We start from the raw sequence: 19,025 nt of genomic DNA on the forward strand, positions 1-19,025 counted from the left end.
AAAGCGGCCACGAGGGCCGCAATCCTGCATGACAAGGATGTCATGCGCACAGCATTACACCTTGGAGGCGCCGCGCTTGAAGAGGCTGATCAGCACGAAACCGACGGTGATCGCACCGACAACAGGCCACACCAGATCAATGAGCGACAACGCATCGGCCTTGAGATTGGTGAAGGCTTCCGTGGCCGCAGTCGGCAGTGCGGCGTGCGCCTGCACAGCGACCACCGAGGCGCCAGCGGCCACGGCTTGAGCGATACGACGACGGATAGAGCCCTTCTGGGCGACTTGGGTGGTTTGCATTTCATTTACTCCTAAGTGAGCCCTTACGGGCGGGTTATCGGCTGTCTGCTCCCGTCACGGCCGGCCCGGCGGGCCGTCCATTCCGGGATCACACAGCCTGGTCGGCAAGGCGCCGAAAAAGTCTGACCAAGTAGCCAGCGCAGAAGCCAACGGCCCAGGCGCCCAGGTACAGGCCTATCAGTTCGGGGGTGTCGGTGATGTCGGTCATGACCAGAGCCCCGAGAGGTAGCCGGCGGCGAACGCCAGCACCAGAAAACCAGCGTGGAGGTAGGCTTCCATCAGGCAACGGCCCTCAGTTCCGCCCAGGAACGAACCGGCTGAGCGATGCAGATTTCGCGGCGGCGGAACGGCAGGACGTTGCCGGCGCCGATGTCGGCGTCGGAGAGGCCAGCGGCACGCAACATGGCGATATGACGAAACCACGTAGTACGGGGGATCGACTCGCGAGCGAGTTCGTAACCAATGGCCTTGATCAGTGCCCAGGTGCGATGAGCGGCAAGAGCTTGTGACTTGGTCACCTGCACTTGAACACCATTCTTCGTGACCGTGACCTTTTCCAGTTCTTCCAAGAGCATGCCCATGTCCGTGACCTCCTGCTTTCCGATGAAGCGTTCGAAATACTGTTCGTGCTGTTTCTGCAGTTCTTCGGTGGTGAGATCCCACCAGTTACGACCCTCTTCGGCCAGCCGGCGGAACCAGCGGGCGCCGAGAGTCAGTTCCAAACGGGCAAGGCGGTCGGCCAGCTCGAGGAGATCGTCAGAAATCTCGGCTTTGCGATCCTTGACCAGCTTGCGGAGCTGATCGCCCTTGCCGTAGCCCTTGCCCTTGCGCAGGTCCGAGCCCTTGTTCCAATAGACGCTATCCCCTCCTCCGCTGGTCGCTTTGGCGCGGCCGGCATCGGCGGTAATGAGCTGCCGAAGGAACTGCTTCACCTCACGTTTGCTGGAGAGGGCGTAGTTCTCGGTGACATCGATCCGGCGGCATTCCCATTCGTGGGCTGGCGGCAAGATCGACGAGAGGCACTTGGAGGCAAAGCGCGTCAGGACGCCCGCGCACTCGCGGACCTCGGAAGAGCCAAACACGTTGTTGCCGTAGGTGATGAAGGCTGGTGAGGCGCCGATGGTCAAACGCATCTCACCATCGGCGCCGCCGGTAACGGTCCAGCACAGGCCCGGCGTATCGGAGCGCAGCGCATCGAGATCCAGAACCGGCTTTTCCCAGCGGATTTCGCCGTCAGGCGACACGCAGGTGATGCGGCCGAGGGCGGACAGCACACGATCCTGAATGGCGGGCGGCAGCTTCGCCAAGGGGTAACGGAGGGTCATCCAGTCGATCATTCAGACCCCCTCGGCCAGCTCGAAAGTGCCACCGATGGCACTAAGTCCGACCCCCGTCGAAAGCACGGAAAACTGATCAAGAGTCCCACCCATGGGACTAAGTCCGGGTGTTACAACGGACCCGGACTTTTTTTTCGTGCCTTCGAAGACCGGCCGAAAGGACCGAGCACACGGCGGCAGCGGATCGATACGGGCCTCCAGATCACCGCGACCGTTCAGGATCATCTGAACGAACTGGAAGCCGCGACGCACTCGCGTGGCCGCTTCCGTCCGGGCGTCGATGAACGACGAGAACGACGCATCCGCGAATGCGCCGCTCTTGGTCAGGGTGTAGAGGGTGAAGGACATCAGAAGAAAAAGCCGATCGCCAAGCCAGCAGCAATGACGATGAAACCTACAAGGAGCGTGCGAAGCGGAGAAAGCATGCGTTGAGCCTTGCGACGCGCACGCATCTGACGCATGCGTTCGACCGCAGAGAGAGAACGACCAGTGGAGGGGCGAGCCACGATTACTCTTCGACGGCGAACAGGCGGTTGTCGGCGGTCTGGACTTTGGTGATTTCGCCCGTGTCCTTGTCGCGCGAATCATAGCTGCGGCGAAAACCGGCAATGCGGACGCGGACACGGATGTCTTCCTCGGCAGCACCGAGGCGGGACTTTGCGACAACCTCGACGGTGGACGGGGCAGTGAACGGGTCGGGCGCGGGAAGGACCAGGAGGTGAGAGAAGCCGATGGTGCCGGCTTTGCGAACCAGGGAAATGCGACCTTGGAGGACCGCTTCACCGAGGCCGAGGGGACGGCCTTTGGATTGCGTGCTATCGACGGGGGCTACGTTGGACATGAGATATGCTCCGGGGATGGTTGCTAGACGTGAAGAAGGTCAGAAAGCAAAAGCTGAAGTTTTCATGGCTGCAATCCACCAAAAACTTCCTGGAAACGAGCGAAAGCAACTGCGCCAAAGAAGAGGCCGAGGAAGAACATCCCAGATTGACTAAGAGTCCAATACACAGACTCCAACAGCTCAGAGGAGAGCCGTTTGTTATGCAGCCATATGACATGCTCAATTTCGCCGCACAAGTCACGAAGACCTTTGTTACGGGCCTCGTTCCTCTTCTGATCGCCGTGCTGGGCGTCAGCTTCGGGTTGAAAAAAACTCAGCTCGATGCAGGCGAACGGGCGAACGTCAGAAATATCCTGTTTTGGGCTGTCTTCATGGGTTGGGGGTACTACTGCGTCAAGAGCGCCTTGACGGGGTGACGGGGACGTGCGGTTTGCGTGGGACATGACGGGGGGCTCCGATAACTTCAAAATGAAGTGGATCGGATGTAACTTCAAATTGCAGCTACTTGTCAAGCTACAAAATGAAGCTAAAGTGAGCGGGAGCCGACCGGAGACGAGTCATGGATATATCGAAAGTACTAGACGAAGCAAAGCAAGCCCTAAACGTCGATACCGACTACAAGCTTGCAAAACACCTTGAAATATCAAACGGATACATCGCGCAATGGCGCAAAGGAACACGGATACCGGACGCATATGCTTGCGCCCGGCTTGCAGAGATACTGAAGAGAGACCCGTTCGAGCTGCTCGCCCAGGTGGAGGCGGCGACGGAGAAGAATGAAGGCCGGCGGGCCTACTGGACGAAGGTGGCAGCAAGGATGGCCACAACGAGCTTGGCGGTTTTTTTCGTGCTCGCCGTTCTACCCGAAACAAGTAAAGCGGCGCAAAATATCGTTAAAGATCAGGATGTTACTGTTTTCAGAAGTTTATGTGCCCCCTGGTTTAAAACCGGTATCTGCGCGCCTGTGCGCCAGCACTGTTGACATCTGCATGGCCTTTGCTGAAAAATCCTCCCCACTTTCCAACCACCCCTTTCAAAGGAGACATCAATGCCTGCTGCAGCCAACTTGAAGGAAACAACGCGCTGAGACCGTAGGCATTGTGCTGCCCGGAACTCGCGCAAGGCGAATCCGGGCTGGGAAGAAGCTAAACCCCTGGCCATTGCCGGGGGTTTTTGTTTTGGGCTTCCCTTTCCGTCCCGGATTCCATGAAGAGCGGCAAAGCCGCTGCAAGAAATTCAGGAATCACCATGGGCATACAAATTGAGTTGAACAAAAGTCGCGTGCCTGTCAAGGTCTGGACGCGCGATATTGACCCGGAAGCAATCCAGCAACTGCTGAACGTTGCTTCATTGCCGATCGTGCACGGCCATGTGGCCGCCATGCCGGACGTACATGCAGGTATCGGCGCCACCGTCGGTAGCGTCATTCCTACGCTACGCGCCATCATCCCTGCCGCAGTCGGCGTCGACATCGGCTGCGGCATGAACGCCGTACGTACTTCGCTGATCGCCAGTGAGCTTCCTGATAACCTGCGCGGCCTGCGGCTGGGCATCGAAAGCGCAGTACCGGTCGGTTTCAACCAGCACGCGGCCAGTCGTATGCGTGGAAGTGCGCTGCAACGCGTCGGACGGGTGCTGAACGACCGGCTGGATGTGGTCGTCGGCAAGCATCCGGGACTGATGAAGATGCAGCGCCGCTTCAACGAGACCTGGCTCTGCCAGATCGGCACGCTGGGTGGCGGCAATCACTTCATCGAGTTGTGCCTCGACGAGGCGGACCGGGTGTGGATCATGTTGCACTCAGGCTCGCGCGGCATAGGCAATGTGCTGGGGCGCTATTTCATCGCCGCGGCACAGAAGGACATGCGGCGGCATCAGATTCATCTGCCAGACCAGGACCTCGCCTATTTTTCCGAAGGCTCGGACCTGTTCGATGACTACGTCGAGGCCGTCGAATGGGCGCAGGACTACGCGCTGCTGAACCGTAACCGGATGATGGCGGCGATCATCGAGGCTCTGAAGCCGCTTTTGCCACCTTTCAGGCTTGAAGACGAAGCGATCAATTGCCACCACAACTACGTGGCGCGGGAGGAACACCTCGGGGAACGCCTTTTCATCACTCGCAAAGGCGCCATCTCAGCCCAGGCTGGAGAATTGGGCATCATCCCCGGCAGCATGGGGACAAGGTCCTACATCGTCCGTGGGCTGGGCAATACCGAGTCATTTTGCTCGTGCTCCCATGGTGCAGGCCGACGGATGAGCCGCAGTGCGGCCAAGCGCCGATTTAGTCGCTTCGACCTCGAGGCACAGACTGCTGGCGTCGAGTGTCGTAAGGACGGTGGCGTGGTCGATGAAATTCCCTCCGCCTACAAGGACATCGACCAGGTGATGGACAACCAGCGCGATTTGGTGGAGGTCGTCCATGGACTGAAACAGATTCTTTGCGTGAAAGGGTAAATGATGGCCACCAAGAAGACCCTCCTCGTTCTGCCCCGGACCAAGCCACGCAACCCCTTGCTGGTGCCGGGTCTGACACGCCGCGCCGGCGCACACGGCAAGACACGCAAGGCCGTTCGCCAGCAAATGCGACAGCGCACCCAGCAATCCATCGTTGCCCTATTGAACGGCGACAAGACGGAATTTGAAATCGACTGACCCTACCTGCTCCACCTCGGAGCGACCTACTTAAAGGAGAAAACCATGAAGCCACCGATTGCAATGGACCTGTTTCTGTTTTGCATCCCCCCGCGAGGTGCCGGACTTCCTTGCTGAAGACAGGGAGGTCCGGCACCTTCTGCGGCAGTATCCAGAGACGAGTTTTTTTGCTTAAGCCTGACAGGGTCAGTAGCCGGTGATTGGCCCGGTATCCTGACGATTACGCGTTTTGTTTCTTGAGCTGGCCGATTTCGGCCAGCGCTTCAGCCAGCAGGGTTTCTGCACGTTGGGCGCGTGCGGTTTCTGCAAGGCGGACTTCATCGATGACACGTGCCCTGGTTTCGGCGGCGGCTACCGCGGACTCCTTGCCGTGTGCGGCTTCGGTTGCAACCTTGAGCTGTGCCTGCAGGCGTTCGATCCGGCCTTCCGCGGCGGCCAGGGATGTTTCGATCTGGCGCGTCTTGGACAAGGCTTCGCGCAGCGCCGCCTTGGCTTCCTCGGTCTGCTCACGCAGCTTGCTTTCGCGCTCCTCCCGGTTGGCCAGTTGCTGGCGCATTGCCGTGATGTCGCCGAGCTTTTCCTGACGGACCTGATCGATCTGCTTGACCAGCAGTTCGCGCTCGAGTGCGCTGCGATCCTGTTCATCCTTCAAGGACGTGCTGTAACGATCACGATCGGTCTGCAACATTTTGGTCAGCCGCTCGGATTCCGCAGCAAACTTCTGCTCGCGAACCTCTGCCGCATCCTCGAGCTGCTTGATCCGGCCTTCCTGCACATCCTTCTGGCGCTGGGACTCCTGCACCTGCTGCCGCAGTTCCGCGATCGTTGCATCGCGGACGCGTTGTGCCTCGTTCAGGGCTTCGAGTTGTGCGGCTGCCTGCACCGCGGCGGCATCCTGTTGTTCGATCCGCTGCTCGGCGGCCAGCAGACGAACCCGGTAAGCATCCTGCTCCTGCTCCAGCGCCTGGCGCTGGGCTGCAAAGAGTTGCTCCGCGTGATTGAGTGCCAGGGACCAGATCCGGGACATGAAGCCGTCCGCTGAAGAAACCAGTTCATCCGGCATGCCTGGGACGCTGCGCTTCCGGAAGAAGGTCGCGCCCGTCTCACGACGCCATTGGTCGATATAGCGCTGAACAACCTCGCTGGATCCCTTGTTGCCAAGCTCGGCATAGACAAGGTTGAACGACGGGTTTTCGCCTTGGGCGAGCAATTGAAAGCAGATTTGCTCGACGGCTTCGAAGTTGACGCTGCTGCTGCGTGCCATGGACTGTTCCCCTCTGCACAAACACGACTGAATATAGAGATGGTCTGGAAGATAACATACGTTTAAATCCGGTTACCGTTATATTTATAACGGTATAGGTGTGCAAAATTAAAGTCCCATCTGGTACGCATTTCACTGCGACTGTTCGCCGCCGTACGCTGTCGTTTCCGTGCCCATACCCAGCTGCGGCGCGGGATGCGGCTGGCACTCATATTGCCAGGTCATGGAGGGCTTGGCCCGCCTCTTGCCTGCCCATGGGGTAAATCCTCATTCAGGTATGCCATGAATCAGACCACGCCTGCGCCCTCCTCCGGCTCCCCGCATCAAGTTCCCTGCAACGCTGACGGAGCTTCGGCTCGTATCTTCCGACTGGAGCCTTACCACTTCACCCGAAACTTCCCTCCGGATGTTCGCGACAGACTGAAGGACATCTTTGCCAACTGGTCCGACGACGCTTATACGGAGGCGCGCGTCCAGGAGATCATCGAGCAGGCGCCGGATTCGCTCGGAATCCGGATCGTGGCGTACCGCTTTTATTTCTATCGTCGCCGCTCGAGCGATGCAGCACAGTGGGCATTGGCCTGCCTCGACTGGTTGTCGGCGCGTCTGGAATTGCCCATCGACTGGCGTCATGTGACTCAGGACATGGCGGATTTCAGTGAATGGCATGCATTTCCGCGCCTGTGGTTGCAGTCGCTGACCGCGTATGCCTACAACCTTGCACGCCTGCAACGCATGGATGAGTCCCTGGCCGCGCTGGCGAAGGTCGAGGAACTGGACCCCAGCGGCCGCCTCGGTGCGGCCAGCCTGCGCGAAGTCTTCATCGCTCCCGATCCCAGCGCAGGCATGGTATTTCCGAAACCCTTCGAGGCATGATCGTCCGCAAGACCCGGCCCGGCAGCGCCGCAACGCTGATCCGGGCTCAGGCTAATGGCGCGGGCACGGCTGATCAAGGGCCTAGCGGAAATCCTTATGGTTCAGCTTGTATTTGCTCAGACGCAATCCGAGGATCCTGCGGGTCAGACCCAGCTGGATGGCGGCCTCCGTCGTATTGCCGTGACTGGCTTTCAGAGCATCCACGATCATCTCGTACTCGATCGCATTGAGTTTGGCGTCCAGGGAGCCGAGCACCGAAGACTCGGAAACTACCGGCGTCTGCAGCGAGGGCGGCAGGTTATAGCCGTGGATCACGCCGTCCTCAGCAAGGATGATCGCCCGCTCGACGACGTTTTCCAGTTCCCGCACGTTGCCCGGCCAGTGGTAACTCAGCAACATGTTGATTGCAGGTGTTGAAATGCGCTGGATGTCGACACCCATTTCACGGGAAAACTTGGATACGAAATGGTCGGCCAGGGCGACCACGTCGTTGCCCCGTTCGCGCAGCGGCGGAATGGTGATCGGGAAGACATTGAGCCGGTAATACAGGTCTTCGCGGAACGTACCCTTCGTGACCATCTCGACGAGATCCCGGTTGGTGGCCGCCAGGATCCGGATGTCCACGCTGATCGGCACATTGCCGCCGACCCGTTCGAAGGTCTTTTCCTGCAGGACCCGCAGCAGCTTGGCCTGCATCGGCAACGACAGTTCGCCGACTTCGTCGAGGAAGATCGTGCCGCCGTCGGCCTCTTCGAAGCGCCCTTTGCGCTGGCTCGCCGCGCCAGTGAACGAGCCTTTCTCGTGGCCGAACAGCTCGCTCTCGATGACGCTTTCGGGCAGCGCCGCGCAATTGAACTTGATGAAGGGGCCGGATGAGTTCGGGCTGTTGTAATGGATCGCGCTGGCCACCAGTTCCTTGCCGACGCCGCTTTCGCCGAGAATCAGGACCGTCGTCTTGGAACGCGTGATGCGCTCGATCATCCGGTAAACCTCTTCCATCGGCTTCGAATTGCCAATGATGTTGGCCGGCTTGAACTTCTCCTTAAGGGCGGTACGCAGCCGCTGGTTCTCGTCCTCCAGCGCCACCTTCTTGACGTTCTCGAGCAGGTACAACTCGACGGCCTGGGCCGTGGTGGCGGCCAGGATGGACAGAACTTCAACGTCCAGCTTCAGCAGCCGGCGGTTGTCGTAGATCCGCTCCGCGCTGATCGTGCCCATGACCTTCTTGCCACGCAGAATCGGCACGCACAGGAAGGACAGGCGGGTGTCGCCGATGTTGCTGCGGCTGCCGGTACGGTTCAGGAAATTCGGCTCGTCGCTGATCTTCGGCACCACGATGGGCTGGCCGGTCTCCACCACCCGGCCGGTGATGCCCTCCCCGAGGCGATAGATCCCCCTCGCCTCCTCCTCCTCCGTCAGGCCGAAACTCTCGTGGATGAATATCTTGCCGGAGTCCGTGTCGTAGAGGCTCACCATGCCGCGGATCACCTTCATGTGACGCTTCATCAACTGCAGCAGGATGTTGAGGATCTGCGAGAGATTGCCCGTCTCGGTGACGATCCGGCTGATCTCGTATAGCAGCGGCAGCAGGTCGGTACGGCATTCTCCGAGGTTGCATTCGCACAGATGGGGTAGCACGTCTCGGTCCGCAAAGTCCGAAATGCCGGGCGACGGCTTTGCGGTGCTGCCGGCCGGTTTCGCTTCGGACCCGATGCCGGATCCCTTTTCGACCACACGATCACTCATTTCCATGCTCCTTCACTGTCCATTCGTGAACAGGGCGAAAACGCCATCGCAGCACTCGGTGCTCCAGCGTTACGGGCTATCGGGCTACATCAAAATATAAACAAGTATATAGCGCTAGCTGCTCATCATTCATGGATAACCATTATTACGGTATGGCTATCTAGTCGATGGGGACAGGCACGATACGGACCGGTTCGTTCAGGGCCGCCATCAATTCGCGCCGGACGCCGCCCAGGGTCTGGCCGGCCAGCGTGCAGCTGACACAGGCTCCGGACAGGCGGACGCGGACGAACAGGCCGTCCACTGCAATCAGCTCTATGTCGCCGCCGTCTTTTTGCAGGCGGGGGCGAACGCTCTGGATGGTTTCGGCAATCAGCTTCAGGCGCGCTTCGTCACTGGAGGCTGTAGTAGGTGCATCCGTGGAAAATTCGGTAGTCATGGCAGCGGTGCCCGGAATGTGGTGCCTTCCGTGGCAGCAAGCCGCGTGCCGGAAGCGTGTTGGGGCGCCCATGAAGCATAGCGCCACAGCCTGAACGTGCCCTACTCCCGCCGCCGCCTGCCGTATCCGATGAGGATGGGGCACACGAAAGCGTACCGCGGCGTACGCGACCGATATTGCATCGCACAAGAAAGAACGGTCGCCCTCTTTGCGAATGGGGCATCGAGCGGCGTCGAAACGTCCCTTTCCGTTCATCTCGCCCGGAACGTACTTTCCCGAACCCCACCGGCATGCGCCCCGGACCCAGTCCGTTCTCCCGCCGTATCCTGCGTGCAGCAAGGCTTGCGAGCCTGTGGCCGCAGCGATCCTGGGCACATCACTGCAACAGGGCGCCAGGCAGGCTGCTCCCTTGGCATAGCGCTTGCCATTTCCTCCCCATACGGCAGCCGCACTGTGCTGTCTGCCAAGCCCAGTGGGAGTTCCACCATGACCAGTCTTGTTGTCGGATCCGCCTTCATCTCGCGCCTGTGTTCAGTGCTGTCCCCACGGCGCAAGCCCCTCCTTCCCTCCCGTGCCATGGCTGCCGATGGGGCCACGGTGGGTGGGCTGTGCCTGGAGCATGTCACCGTCCAGCGCGGGCAGAGATGCATCCTCACAGACGTTTCCATGCCGATCCGGGAAGGCGGTGTGACCGCTATTGTCGGCCCGTCCGGTGCAGGCAAAACGACCCTGCTCGGCGTGCTTAACGGCCTCATCCGGCCGACGGCCGGGCAGGTCGTGCTGAACGGAATGGGCTGCCTGTCGTCGCCGGAAACACTGCAGATCCACAGACGGCGGACTGCCACGGTGTTCCAGGAACACGCCCTGATCGATCGCATCAGCGCCCTCGATAACGTATTGCTCGGCCTGGCCGACCGCCGTCATCCCCTCAGCCCCCTGCCCTGGCCAGCCGAGCTTCAGGAACAGGCCGCCGCTGCTCTGCAGGAAGTCGGCCTGTTGCCCCACGCTCATGCTCGCGCGGCGAATCTCAGCGGCGGCGAGCGCCAGCGTGTCGGCATCGCCCGTGCCATGGTGCGGCAGCCGCGCCTGCTGCTCGGTGACGAACCCTTCTCGGCGCTGGACCCCGGGCTTGCAGCATCGCTCGGCAGCCTGCTCAAGGGATATGCACAGGCTTCGGGCGTCACCGTCGTGCTCGTCTTGCACCAGTTGGACATGGCCCGCCGCCTGGCCGATCGCATCGTCGGATTGCGGGATGGCCGGGTCTGCTTCGATGGCCCGGCGTCGGATTTCGACCTCGCCGTGCAGCAACGCCTCTTTGCATCCACACCTTCCCTTTCCGGAGAACCGATATGATCAAGCTCGCTCAAGGGGCGCGTCTTCTTTGCGCCTTCATCCTTCTTTGCATCGGCATTTCCGCCGGCGCCGCCGAAACCGCCGCACGGCCCGACAAGCTGGTGCTCGGCCTGCTGCCAGGCGAATCCGCGCCCACTGTGATGCGCCTGAACGAAGCCCTGCGGGCCCACCTCGAAAAACGCCTGGGCCTGCCTGTGGAGCTGATGGTCGGCGCGAGCTACGCCGCCACCGGCGAGGCCTTGCGCTTCGGGCGTATTGACATCGCCTATCTTGGGCCCGTCACCTACATCCTGCAAAGTCGGCGGGCCAAGCTGGAGCCGTTCGCCCGGCCCTCCCACCCGCAGGTTGGCCCGTCCTTCCAGGCCGTGATCATCGTCCCGCAGGACAGCCCCGCGCACGTGCTCGCCGACCTCAAGGGCAAGGACATCGCTTTCGGCGACCCAGCCTCGACCTCGGGCACATGGGTGCCGCGTTACCAGTTGCTGGACTCCGGTCTGGTGGCCGGGCGCGACTACACCTTGCGCGTTCTCGGTGCCCACGATGCAGTCGCACTGGCGGTGGCGAACAAGCAGGTTGCCGCCGGCGGCCTGTCCCTGCCGATCTATCAGCGCCTGTTGAAGGAAGGACGTATCGACGCTGGACGCGTGCGCATCCTGGCGGAGTCCCCGGCGATTCCCGAATACATGTGGACCTTCCGTGAGGGCCTCCCTCCTGCCCTGAAGGACGAGATTCGCCAGGCATTCCTTGACATGCACGACGGTGCGGCCCTGGCAGTGTTCCGGGCCGAGGCCTTCGTACCGGCCGCGGATGGCGATGTGGACAAAGTCCGCGGCTGGATCGAGGCGATCCGGAAGAGTTCTCCCGACGCTGTGCCCGCCGCCCGCTGACATCATGCAGCCCAATCGCCCAATTCCGCTTCGGGACGTCGATCCGGCCATCGAAGCCGTGCTGTGCTGCGGTCACCAGCAACACCGGCGCAGGCTGCTCCTTGCCAGCCTGCTGGCTTGCGCCGTCGTGCTACTGGCGGTGTTTGGTGGCGCCTTCGACCTGCCCCGTTATCGCGACACGCTGCCCACCATCGTCCAACTGCTGGGGGACGCTTGCCCGCCAGACTTCAGCCGCTGGCCCCGGTGGGGACGCCCCTTGCTGGATACCTTGAGCATGAGCGTCGTCGGCACCTGCTTCGGCCTGATCGTGGCCATCCCGCTGGGCGCGCTGGCGGCCCGCAACATTGCACCGAGCTGGCTGGGCAGCCCTGTGCGTCTGGCGCTTAACGCCATTCGCTCCATTCCGGGGTTGGTGTGGGGAATCATGTTCGTCGCCGCGGTGGGTTTCGGCCCGCTGCCCGGTATCCTGGCCCTCGCCAGCCACTCAACGGGCATGCTCGGCAAATTCTGCGCCGAAATCCTCGAGCACGTGGACGCCGCGCCGGGCAACGCGCTGCGTGCCCAGGGCGTTTCGCCGCTGGGTGTGCTGCGTTTCTCGGTGCTGCCGCAGATCCTGCCGCGTCTGGTGGATGTCACGTTGTACCGCTGGGAGCACAACCTCCGCGCTGCCACGACCCTGGGCGTCGTCGGTGCCGGCGGGATCGGGCTGGAGATCGTCACCGCCTTCCATCTCTTCGAATACCGGGAAGCCAGCGCGCTGATCCTGCTGTTGCTCGGCCTGGTTTCGGTGATCAATGTCCTTGGCGGCCGCCTGCGCCGCCATTTCGTCGACGGACTCGCACAGCCATGAGCACACCCCTGCGCTGTGGCCTGCTGCCAGGTGAGTCGCCCCCCGTCGTGCTGGCCCGCAATGCGCCGCTGCAAGCCTATCTGGAAGAGCAGCTGGCGATGCCGGTCGAGCTGATCGTCGGCGAGACCTATTCCGCCACCGGTGAGGCGCTACGCGCCGGGCGGCTCGACATCGCCTATCTGGGCCCCGTCACCTACATCCTGCAGAGCCGCAAGGCCGAGCTGGAGCCCTTCGCGCGGCCGACGCACGACGGCAGCACCGGCCCAACCTTCCAGGCCGTCATCGTCGTTCCCCATGCCAGCCCCGCCACCTGCCTCTACGACCTGCGGGGCAAGGAGATCGCGCTGGGCGACCTGGCTTCCACGTCCGGCAGCTGGGTGCCCCGCCACCTGCTGTTGGAGGCGGGGCTGGTCGCCGAGCGGGATTACCGCAGGCGGCACTTCGGCGGCCACGACCAGGTGGCCAGCGCCGTAGCGGAAATGCGCGTCCCGGCCGGTGGCATGAGCAAGGAGGTTTATACGCGGCTGCTCGGCGAGGGGTTCATCGCGCCGGACAGCCTGCGCGTGTTGGCCACATCCCGGCCGATCCCCGAATACATGTGGACCTTCCGCGCCGGGCTCGACCCTTATCTGAAGGAAGACCTGCGCCAGGCTTTCGTCCGTCTGCGCCTGCCCGCACCCTTACGTGCCTATCGCGCCGACGCCTTCATCCCGGCCGTGGATGCGGACGTGGACCGGGTACGCCAGTGGATGGAAGACATCCTGCAGGCACGCCTCGTCCCCGGCAGCGTACCGCAGGCCGCCTCCCCTTTCACCCATCCCTTCACCATCGCTTCACAACCGGAGATCCTTTCATGTCCGTAGATTCCGCCCTGTCCTATATCCGCCGCATGCGTTCCGACGCCGACTTCCGCGAGGCCGTGCAAGCCCTGTCCGAGGACGAGCCGGCCTCCTGGGCTTTTCTCAAGGAAAGCGGCTATGCCTTCTCGATGGAGGAGTTCCGCCTCGCCCAGGACGAGATCTACAAGGAGTACGGCATTACGCCGATGTAGCCTGCCGTCGCTGCGCCCAAGCCGGGGGCAGCAAAGAGAGAAGGGCCCGCTCCGGGAGGAACGGGCCCTTCTCATACGGGAGGTCGCTGGAAAACAGGCGGACGTCAGCGCGGCGGCGTGCCGAACAGGGTCACTTCCAGCTCCAGCACCGCCTTCACTACTTCGCCATGGCGTTCGTCGGCGGTCGAGGCATCGCCCAGGCCGGCACGTTCCATCCACACGCGCGCCTGTTCCAGGGTTTGCCGCGCCTCCCTTTCCGCCTGGGCCAGCAGCGTCATGCTGCCGAACTTGCGGGCGCCCTTCAGGCGATTGATTGCATTCTGCAGACCACGGGTCTTCATCGTCGTCTCCTCAGCAGGTTTCCGCGTATTTGGCCGGCGCCTCGACGCCCAGCGCGCGACGCATCCACAAGGGCGGACGCTCCAGCATGCGCTGCACGTATTCGACGACCTCGGTGATGTCCCGGCTGTTCTCCATCTTCACCGGATATACGCCCATGTTCTTGACCGTCACCGCGTGCAGATCGGACAAGCCCTTGCTGAACAAGATCGCGCAGCCGCGTACCGCCTCGATGCGGGCCGTCATGTGCTCCGCGCTGGCGCCGCCACTCGGGTCGCCCATCGAACAGCCCATGCCGCCGCCGGGCCCCTTGCTGCCATTGCCCTTGCCGGCAGCCGCGCCGCGGAACTGGATGCTGTCGACGAACTCGCCGCCCTGCAGGCCGACTTCGTAGATGACAAGCTGCCGCGCCGCGGCGAAGTTGGCATTGACCTGCAGCAGATCGTTGGTGGCGATGGCGATCCTGAGCAAACCGTTCTTTTCCATGATGCGCTCCTAGAAGTTGGGGACGATGTGGGATCGGGTCAGGTCATCGGCAGGCCGACGACGTTCACTTCGCGTCCGAAGCGGGCCCGGAAGCGCTCCGGCAGGTGCACGCCATCCGCAATGCGGGCGCGCCACAGGGATAGCCGGTTCAGGGCCAGCCGACCTTCCTTGAGCGCCTCCACGGGGATGATGTGCAGCACGTTGTCGAAGACGAGGTAGAAATCCACCGGGTAGCGCGCCGGGTCGGCAAAGCGCTTGCCGATCTCGATGCACAGCAGCTCCCCGTCGATGCGGAAGCCCGGGTTGTCGTTGTCGAAACGGAAATGCCGGTTCATCGGCAGGGTCTGGTTGAACTGGTAGAGGATGCGGTCCTCATCGTTGAAGCCCTTGATCTCCGCGACGATGTCGGTGAAGTACTGGGCCAGCATGGCCTCGACGTAGGCTTGCCCGTGGGGCTGGTTGAAGGAGTCGAGGTAGAACAGCACGAAGGATTCGAGCAGTTCCAGCCCCATCGTGGACAGGGTGATGAACTGGGCGCAGCGTCCATGCACGCAGCGGATGCGCACCAGGCCGTCGTCCAGTTCGATATGGCCGTCCGGCAAGACCCAGGCCAGGTGGCAGATGCGCAGGATGCGGTAGACCTCCGCCACGACCTTCTCCAGCGTGCCATGCCTGGGCAGGGCCTGGTATTTCCTCCAGCTGGGCAGGTCCTCGATGTCCGGATGGGCCGAGGTCAGCAGCCCTTCTAGCAGGGAAAAAGCCATTTCCGTGGCCAGCAGCCCCGGAAGCTGCGAGTGGCTGTCGGCCTCCGGGGTGCCGAAGGAGAGCTTCTTCTTCTTGCTGCAGAACTCCACCTGGCGATACTCGGGCAGGTGGTGGCGGCGGCCAAAACAGGCGGCGAAGTCCTTCGCCAGATCGTCGTGCGAGAGCATGGGGGCGTCTCCGCAGTGGGTTGAGGGCGGAAACGGGGCGTGGCCCCGTTCCGTTCCAGCCGGCTCCGCCTGCACGGAACCGGCGCCTGACAAGGCCGTGGCTGGATTACCAGGTGTTCAGGATCCATTCGCGATCCCTGGTGTACTCCATGTGCGCGAACATCGCGTTGGCGATGGACTCCGCCAGCTCCATCGCGCCCTTGTAGCCCACCGTGGGCTTGCGGTAGAGGCCCGCCCGGTCGAAGGTCGGGAAGCCGACCCGGACCATCGGGATGTTGGCGTCGATGGCGATGTAGCGGCCCTTCGAGTGCCCCATGATCAGGTCGAGCTTCACCTCGCCCTTGGCGATCTTCTTCTCCAGGTCCCACAGGTCGGCGTTATGGATGATCTCCATGTCAAAGTGGGCGGAGGCCTTGAGCTCGGCGATGCGCGGGTCCTTCTTGTACTTGCTGCCCTGGTCGTCGCCGATCAGCAGCAGCACCGGCTCCAGCTCCACTTCCATGCAGAACTGGGCGAGGCCCAGCACCAGGTCCGGGTGGCCGAAGATGGCGACCTTCTTGTTGGCGAAGAACATGTGGGCCAGGTCGGCCAGCGCATCGAGGGCGATGCCGCGCTCGCGTACCAGCGACTCGGGGATCTCCTTGCCGGTGATCTCGCTGATCTTGCGCAGCATGTCGTCGGTGTTCTTGATGCCGTAGGGCGTGTTCACCAGGTTGTGCGGCACCTCAAAGGCATCCTGCAGGTACTCGCTGGTGGTGGCACCTTCATAGCGGGCCAATGCCACGGTGGCGACCGCGTTGGCACTTTCCTGAATGTCCTCGACGGTGGTGCGACCGTGAGTGTCGATGACCTTGTTGGGCATCATCGGGGAGTCGAAATCCTCGGTATCCACCAGGATGTTGGCGTCGACGCCCATCTCCTTCATGTAGTACTTGAGGAGTGTGATGTCGCCCGGATTGACCCAGCCGGGGATCAGGTTGAGCTTGCCGTTCGGCGCACCCTTGGTCTTGGCGATAGTCTTCACCATCGACTTCAGGCACTCGGCATAGCCGCTCACATGGCTGCCCTTGAAGCTGGGCGTATGCACCGGCGCCAGGTAGATCTGGCGATCCGGGAACTCGGCCTTGAGAGCCCGGTTGCAGTTGTTGATGGTGCCTTCGATGTCGTCGCCGATCACTTCCGTCGAGCAGGTGGTGATGATCGGGATCACCCGCAGGTTCGGATAGCGCTTGGCCAGCACCATCACGCCCTCCTCCACCCGCTTGGTTCCGCCGAACACTGCCGACTCCTCGTGCAGCGAGGTGGAGGCGATGTCGAAGTTCTCCTTGAAATGCTGGGCGAACAGCAGGCGCACGAACATCGTGCAGCCCTGGCCGCCATGGACCAGCGGAATGCAGTCCTTGACGCCGATCCCGGCGAACTGGGCGCCGGCCGGCTGGCAGTCGTACATCGGGTTGATGATGCCGCCCCGGTCCTTCGGGACGAGTTTCACTTCGGCCGGCTTCACGGCGGCCGTATCACATGCACTCATGAGAATTCCCCTTGGCTGCGGGCAGGTGCCGAGGCCTCCGCCCGGTGGTGCCTCAATAAAGGTGGTGATTGAGTTCGCGGTTGGTGGAGCGGGCGATCGTGGTGTCGAGCAGGCGGGCCTTGAGGCTCTCCATCACCTGGGTGATCTCCTCTTCGCCGGCTTCGCGCACCCACGGATAGCGCTCCCGCAGGTCGTCGGCCATGATCCGGCCGTCGGCGTAGTGCAGACGCTCCATCGGGGTATCGCGCTTGGGCGGCTTGCCGGTGAGCAGGGCCGTGGCCTGATCGACGACGCCGTGGATGTTTTCGGTGCGGTCCCAGGTACGGGAGAAGAACTGCCACAGGCAGCGCTCCTCCGTGTAGCTGAAGACGTCCTCGAGCTTGTCTTCCAGCATCACGCAGCCTCCCGCATGATCACCGGCGTGCTCTGGGCCTTGTCGCGGATATCGACGGCGGCCAGGTGGCGCAGGGGGTTGTACACCGCGTTGTAGGTGTCGCGGGCCAGATTCACGAAACCCTCGAAGCCCATATAGGGGCCGTTGTGGTAGCCGTGGCCATTCACGTACGGGATGTGCAGCTTCTTGACCAGCTCGCCGACCCGCGGGCCGGTGAAGATCACGTCCGGTTTGACCAGGTCGATGATCTCGAAGAACTCCAGCTCGTTGCCATCGTCAATGTAATACGTGCCTTCGCGGCCGCGGGCGATGACCTTCTCGAAGTCCTCTTCATGGCCGAACTTGGACGACATGGCCACCACTTGGATGCCCAGGTCGTCCTCGACCGACTTGGTCCAGTGCCACAGGCGCGGGCCGCCGGTCCAGATCGCCATCTTCTTGCCCTGCAGGCGCTCCTTGTACCAGTCGAGCTTGGGCTTCCACTTGGCCTCCTCCTCGGCGATCAGCGCCTCGCCGCGCTCCTCGATGCCGAAGAAGGCGCAGATCTTGCGGATGCCCTCGGCCATGTAGCTGAAGCCCCAGGAGTCGATGTCCAGGCGCGGAATGCCGTAGCGCTTCTTGAGTTCGTTGGCGATGTAGCCCGACGAGCGGGCGCAATTCACCACGTTGAGCTTGGCCTGGTGCATGCAGCGCAGGTCGTCGTAGGTGCCGTTGCCGGTGAAGTGGGCGACCACCTGGATGCCGAGCTTGTCCCAGTAGGTCTGCAGCAGCTGGGTATCGCCCTGGATGTTGAAGTCGCCGATGAAGTTCATCGTGTATTCACTGGTGATTTCCTTCTCCAGCGTCTCGACCTTCTCATTGATCCAGCCGATATTGAGCACGTGGTGGCCCTTGGACTGGGACACGCCGGAGAAGCCCGGACATTCGACGGTGAAGATGTCCACATCCGGCCGCTCCTTCATGACCTTCTTGGCCACCGCCTTAATGTCGTCGCCGATCAGCGCCGTCGGGCAGGTGGTATAGACGATCATCCGCTTGATGTCCGGCATCTCGTCGAAGGCCTCGTTCATGCTCTGTTCGAGGCGCTTCTCGCCGCCGAACACGATGTGGCTTTCCTTCATGTCGGTGGACCACACGTACTTCATGTTGAAGTGGCCGTTGTCCGTCGGGTAGCGCTTGGTGTGCCAGGTGTCGTAGGCGCAGCCGAGCGGGCCGTGGATCATCTGGATGGTGTCCTTCAGCACACCGCCGATCACCAGCTTGGCGCCACAGAAGGCGCAGCCGCGCTCGGACAGGGTGCCGGGAATCGTCGCCGCGTTGGCAATAGGCAGGTATTCACGAGTGTCCTCGTCGGGCGCCTTGAGGTAAATGTGTTTCTGGCGCTCGGGAATGTCCTTGTCGCATTCGAGCAGGACCATGGGCATGGCATTTCTCCTTGCAATTGATTCCGGATTGACCGGAGTGGAAACGAAAAAGCTTTTCGATCAGGAAGGCAATTCCATTTAGCATCGAGCGTGCCACGTCATTCAAATAAATCCAGAAAAAAAGAATTTACAGGCAAATCAAGGTATTGAAGACCTTGTTCGTAAAACTCAATTTCGGCTCCATTTTTTCAAGGCTTTTAAATCCGTTCGCCCACGTACCAAGCACAATTTGGTGTTCGCGATTGTGCGCGCGGCTTTTTCGGATGAAATAAGAAACCCGTCGCGCCAATTCCGGCGGGACGGGTCGATATGAGCTATCG

The 19,025-nt window shown here is 61.9% G+C and carries 23 protein-coding genes; 10 read left to right on the plus strand and 13 right to left on the minus strand.

Annotation, left to right across the window (positions count from 1 at the left end):
• Positions 1-54 precede the first annotated feature (54 nt).
• The 4 genes from AC1PPK_RS16760 to AC1PPK_RS16775 form a co-directional block, all read right to left on the minus strand.
• Positions 55-300, minus strand: a complete 246-nt coding sequence (locus AC1PPK_RS16760) for a major coat protein (protein ID WP_481114146.1) — start codon at positions 298-300, stop codon at positions 55-57.
• 278 nt (positions 301-578) lie between these two features.
• Complete coding sequence (locus AC1PPK_RS16765) at positions 579-1,637, minus strand: phage/plasmid replication protein, II/X family (protein WP_481114147.1); 1,059 nt, start codon at positions 1,635-1,637, stop codon at positions 579-581.
• Positions 1,638-1,985: a hypothetical protein gene (locus tag AC1PPK_RS16770; protein ID WP_481114148.1), complete on the minus strand. Its 348-nt coding sequence runs from the start codon at positions 1,983-1,985 to the stop codon at positions 1,638-1,640.
• A gap of 160 nt (positions 1,986-2,145) precedes the next feature.
• The gene (locus tag AC1PPK_RS16775) at positions 2,146-2,478 is read right to left on the minus strand and encodes a hypothetical protein (RefSeq protein WP_481114149.1); all 333 of its coding nucleotides are present in this window, start codon (positions 2,476-2,478) and stop codon (positions 2,146-2,148) included.
• 29 nt (positions 2,479-2,507) lie between these two features.
• On the opposite strand from AC1PPK_RS16775, the gene AC1PPK_RS16780 reads away from it, so the two are divergent.
• The 4 genes from AC1PPK_RS16780 (at position 2,508) to AC1PPK_RS16795 (ending at position 5,133) form a co-directional block, all read left to right on the plus strand.
• On the plus strand, positions 2,508-2,894 hold the full coding sequence (locus AC1PPK_RS16780; RefSeq protein WP_481114150.1) for a hypothetical protein: 387 nt from the start codon (positions 2,508-2,510) through the stop codon (positions 2,892-2,894).
• Positions 2,895-3,037: 143 nt separating this feature from the next.
• Complete coding sequence (locus tag AC1PPK_RS16785; protein ID WP_481114151.1) at positions 3,038-3,460, plus strand: helix-turn-helix domain-containing protein; 423 nt, start codon at positions 3,038-3,040, stop codon at positions 3,458-3,460.
• Positions 3,461-3,684: 224 nt separating this feature from the next.
• Positions 3,685-4,935: an RtcB family protein gene (locus tag AC1PPK_RS16790; protein ID WP_481114152.1), complete on the plus strand. Its 1,251-nt coding sequence runs from the start codon at positions 3,685-3,687 to the stop codon at positions 4,933-4,935.
• Positions 4,936-5,133, plus strand: coding sequence for a hypothetical protein (locus tag AC1PPK_RS16795; RefSeq protein WP_481114153.1), 198 nt, complete (start codon positions 4,936-4,938; stop codon positions 5,131-5,133).
• Between the two features lie 220 nt (positions 5,134-5,353).
• Here the strand turns inward: AC1PPK_RS16795 and AC1PPK_RS16800 are convergent, their stop codons facing one another.
• Positions 5,354-6,397 carry a DNA-binding protein gene (locus AC1PPK_RS16800; RefSeq protein WP_481114154.1) on the minus strand — a complete coding sequence of 348 codons (1,044 nt, stop codon included), beginning with the start codon at positions 6,395-6,397 and terminating at the stop codon, positions 5,354-5,356.
• A 282-nt stretch (positions 6,398-6,679) separates the two neighbouring features.
• Here AC1PPK_RS16800 and AC1PPK_RS16805 point away from each other — a divergent pair, with 282 nt between their 5' ends.
• On the plus strand, positions 6,680-7,273 hold the full coding sequence (locus AC1PPK_RS16805) for a hypothetical protein (RefSeq protein ID WP_481114155.1): 594 nt from the start codon (positions 6,680-6,682) through the stop codon (positions 7,271-7,273).
• 81 nt (positions 7,274-7,354) lie between these two features.
• Here AC1PPK_RS16805 and AC1PPK_RS16810 read toward each other — a convergent pair whose 3' ends face one another.
• Together AC1PPK_RS16810 and AC1PPK_RS16815 are read right to left on the minus strand one after the other, a co-directional pair.
• A complete protein-coding gene (locus AC1PPK_RS16810) occupies positions 7,355-9,019 on the minus strand; it encodes a sigma 54-interacting transcriptional regulator (RefSeq protein ID WP_481114156.1) in 1,665 nt (554 codons plus the stop codon).
• Positions 9,020-9,179: 160 nt separating this feature from the next.
• The gene (locus AC1PPK_RS16815; protein WP_481114157.1) at positions 9,180-9,458 is read right to left on the minus strand and encodes a NifU family protein; all 279 of its coding nucleotides are present in this window, start codon (positions 9,456-9,458) and stop codon (positions 9,180-9,182) included.
• 486 nt (positions 9,459-9,944) lie between these two features.
• Between AC1PPK_RS16815 and AC1PPK_RS16820 the strand changes: the two genes are divergently transcribed.
• Genes AC1PPK_RS16820 through AC1PPK_RS16840 form a run of 5 tightly spaced genes read left to right on the plus strand, consistent with a single transcriptional unit; the run spans position 9,945 to position 13,599 of the window.
• On the plus strand, positions 9,945-10,811 hold the full coding sequence (locus AC1PPK_RS16820) for a phosphonate ABC transporter ATP-binding protein (protein ID WP_481114158.1): 867 nt from the start codon (positions 9,945-9,947) through the stop codon (positions 10,809-10,811).
• Positions 10,808-11,698, plus strand: coding sequence for a phosphate/phosphite/phosphonate ABC transporter substrate-binding protein (phnD, locus tag AC1PPK_RS16825; protein WP_481114159.1), 891 nt, complete (start codon positions 10,808-10,810; stop codon positions 11,696-11,698). Before AC1PPK_RS16820 ends, phnD (AC1PPK_RS16825) begins: the two co-directional genes overlap by 4 nt.
• Positions 11,699-11,702: 4 nt before the next feature.
• A complete protein-coding gene (gene phnE / locus AC1PPK_RS16830; protein WP_481114160.1) occupies positions 11,703-12,548 on the plus strand; it encodes a phosphonate ABC transporter, permease protein PhnE in 846 nt (281 codons plus the stop codon).
• On the plus strand, positions 12,545-13,411 hold the full coding sequence (gene phnD / locus AC1PPK_RS16835; RefSeq protein ID WP_481114161.1) for a phosphate/phosphite/phosphonate ABC transporter substrate-binding protein: 867 nt from the start codon (positions 12,545-12,547) through the stop codon (positions 13,409-13,411). The genes phnE and phnD (AC1PPK_RS16835) overlap by 4 nt, the downstream gene beginning before the upstream one ends.
• Complete coding sequence (locus AC1PPK_RS16840) at positions 13,402-13,599, plus strand: Nif11-like leader peptide family natural product precursor (protein ID WP_481114162.1); 198 nt, start codon at positions 13,402-13,404, stop codon at positions 13,597-13,599. The genes phnD (AC1PPK_RS16835) and AC1PPK_RS16840 overlap by 10 nt, the downstream gene beginning before the upstream one ends.
• Before the next feature lie 104 nt (positions 13,600-13,703).
• On the opposite strand, the gene AC1PPK_RS16845 is transcribed toward AC1PPK_RS16840, so the two are convergent.
• The 6 genes from AC1PPK_RS16845 to vnfD form a co-directional block, all read right to left on the minus strand.
• Positions 13,704-13,940, minus strand: coding sequence for a hypothetical protein (locus AC1PPK_RS16845; protein ID WP_481114163.1), 237 nt, complete (start codon positions 13,938-13,940; stop codon positions 13,704-13,706).
• Between the two features lie 10 nt (positions 13,941-13,950).
• Positions 13,951-14,424: a NifB/NifX family molybdenum-iron cluster-binding protein gene (locus AC1PPK_RS16850; protein ID WP_481114164.1), complete on the minus strand. Its 474-nt coding sequence runs from the start codon at positions 14,422-14,424 to the stop codon at positions 13,951-13,953.
• A 38-nt stretch (positions 14,425-14,462) separates the two neighbouring features.
• A complete protein-coding gene (locus AC1PPK_RS16855) occupies positions 14,463-15,356 on the minus strand; it encodes a hypothetical protein (protein WP_481114165.1) in 894 nt (297 codons plus the stop codon).
• Positions 15,357-15,462: 106 nt separating this feature from the next.
• A complete protein-coding gene (gene vnfK / locus AC1PPK_RS16860) occupies positions 15,463-16,887 on the minus strand; it encodes a V-containing nitrogenase subunit beta (protein ID WP_481114166.1) in 1,425 nt (474 codons plus the stop codon).
• Between the two features lie 52 nt (positions 16,888-16,939).
• Positions 16,940-17,281 (minus strand): V-containing nitrogenase subunit delta, encoded by a 342-nt coding sequence (gene vnfG / locus AC1PPK_RS16865; protein ID WP_481114167.1) that lies wholly within the window; start codon positions 17,279-17,281, stop codon positions 16,940-16,942.
• Entirely contained in the window at positions 17,281-18,705 is a 1,425-nt protein-coding gene (gene vnfD / locus AC1PPK_RS16870) for a nitrogenase vanadium-iron protein, alpha chain (protein WP_481114168.1), read from the minus strand. Before vnfD ends, vnfG begins: the two co-directional genes overlap by 1 nt.
• Positions 18,706-19,025: the final 320 nt, after the last annotated feature.

The sequence above is a fragment of the Zoogloea sp. JDB1 genome, from assembly GCF_056724025.1.

Bases quoted from the DNA above. Each gene is read 5' to 3' on its own strand.
- AC1PPK_RS16760 (WP_481114146.1), bottom strand. From the start codon at position 300: ATGCAAACCACCCAAGTCGCCCAGAAGGGCTCTATCCGTCGTCGTATC.
- AC1PPK_RS16765 (WP_481114147.1), bottom strand. From the start codon at position 1,637: ATGATCGACTGGATGACCCTCCGTTACCCCTTGGCGAAGCTGCCGCCC.
- AC1PPK_RS16770 (WP_481114148.1), bottom strand. From the start codon at position 1,985: ATGTCCTTCACCCTCTACACCCTGACCAAGAGCGGCGCATTCGCGGAT.
- AC1PPK_RS16775 (WP_481114149.1), bottom strand. From the start codon at position 2,478: ATGTCCAACGTAGCCCCCGTCGATAGCACGCAATCCAAAGGCCGTCCC.
- AC1PPK_RS16785 (WP_481114151.1), top strand. From the start codon at position 3,038: ATGGATATATCGAAAGTACTAGACGAAGCAAAGCAAGCCCTAAACGTC.
- AC1PPK_RS16790 (WP_481114152.1), top strand. From the start codon at position 3,685: ATGAAGAGCGGCAAAGCCGCTGCAAGAAATTCAGGAATCACCATGGGC.
- AC1PPK_RS16795 (WP_481114153.1), top strand. From the start codon at position 4,936: ATGATGGCCACCAAGAAGACCCTCCTCGTTCTGCCCCGGACCAAGCCA.
- AC1PPK_RS16800 (WP_481114154.1), bottom strand. From the start codon at position 6,397: ATGGCACGCAGCAGCAGCGTCAACTTCGAAGCCGTCGAGCAAATCTGC.
- AC1PPK_RS16805 (WP_481114155.1), top strand. From the start codon at position 6,680: ATGAATCAGACCACGCCTGCGCCCTCCTCCGGCTCCCCGCATCAAGTT.
- AC1PPK_RS16810 (WP_481114156.1), bottom strand. From the start codon at position 9,019: ATGAGTGATCGTGTGGTCGAAAAGGGATCCGGCATCGGGTCCGAAGCG.
- AC1PPK_RS16815 (WP_481114157.1), bottom strand. From the start codon at position 9,458: ATGACTACCGAATTTTCCACGGATGCACCTACTACAGCCTCCAGTGAC.
- AC1PPK_RS16820 (WP_481114158.1), top strand. From the start codon at position 9,945: ATGACCAGTCTTGTTGTCGGATCCGCCTTCATCTCGCGCCTGTGTTCA.
- phnD (WP_481114159.1), top strand. From the start codon at position 10,808: ATGATCAAGCTCGCTCAAGGGGCGCGTCTTCTTTGCGCCTTCATCCTT.
- phnE (WP_481114160.1), top strand. From the start codon at position 11,703: ATGCAGCCCAATCGCCCAATTCCGCTTCGGGACGTCGATCCGGCCATC.
- phnD (WP_481114161.1), top strand. From the start codon at position 12,545: ATGAGCACACCCCTGCGCTGTGGCCTGCTGCCAGGTGAGTCGCCCCCC.
- AC1PPK_RS16840 (WP_481114162.1), top strand. From the start codon at position 13,402: ATGTCCGTAGATTCCGCCCTGTCCTATATCCGCCGCATGCGTTCCGAC.
- AC1PPK_RS16845 (WP_481114163.1), bottom strand. From the start codon at position 13,940: ATGAAGACCCGTGGTCTGCAGAATGCAATCAATCGCCTGAAGGGCGCC.
- AC1PPK_RS16850 (WP_481114164.1), bottom strand. From the start codon at position 14,424: ATGGAAAAGAACGGTTTGCTCAGGATCGCCATCGCCACCAACGATCTG.
- AC1PPK_RS16855 (WP_481114165.1), bottom strand. From the start codon at position 15,356: ATGCTCTCGCACGACGATCTGGCGAAGGACTTCGCCGCCTGTTTTGGC.
- vnfK (WP_481114166.1), bottom strand. From the start codon at position 16,887: ATGAGTGCATGTGATACGGCCGCCGTGAAGCCGGCCGAAGTGAAACTC.
- vnfG (WP_481114167.1), bottom strand. From the start codon at position 17,281: ATGCTGGAAGACAAGCTCGAGGACGTCTTCAGCTACACGGAGGAGCGC.
- vnfD (WP_481114168.1), bottom strand. From the start codon at position 18,705: ATGCCCATGGTCCTGCTCGAATGCGACAAGGACATTCCCGAGCGCCAG.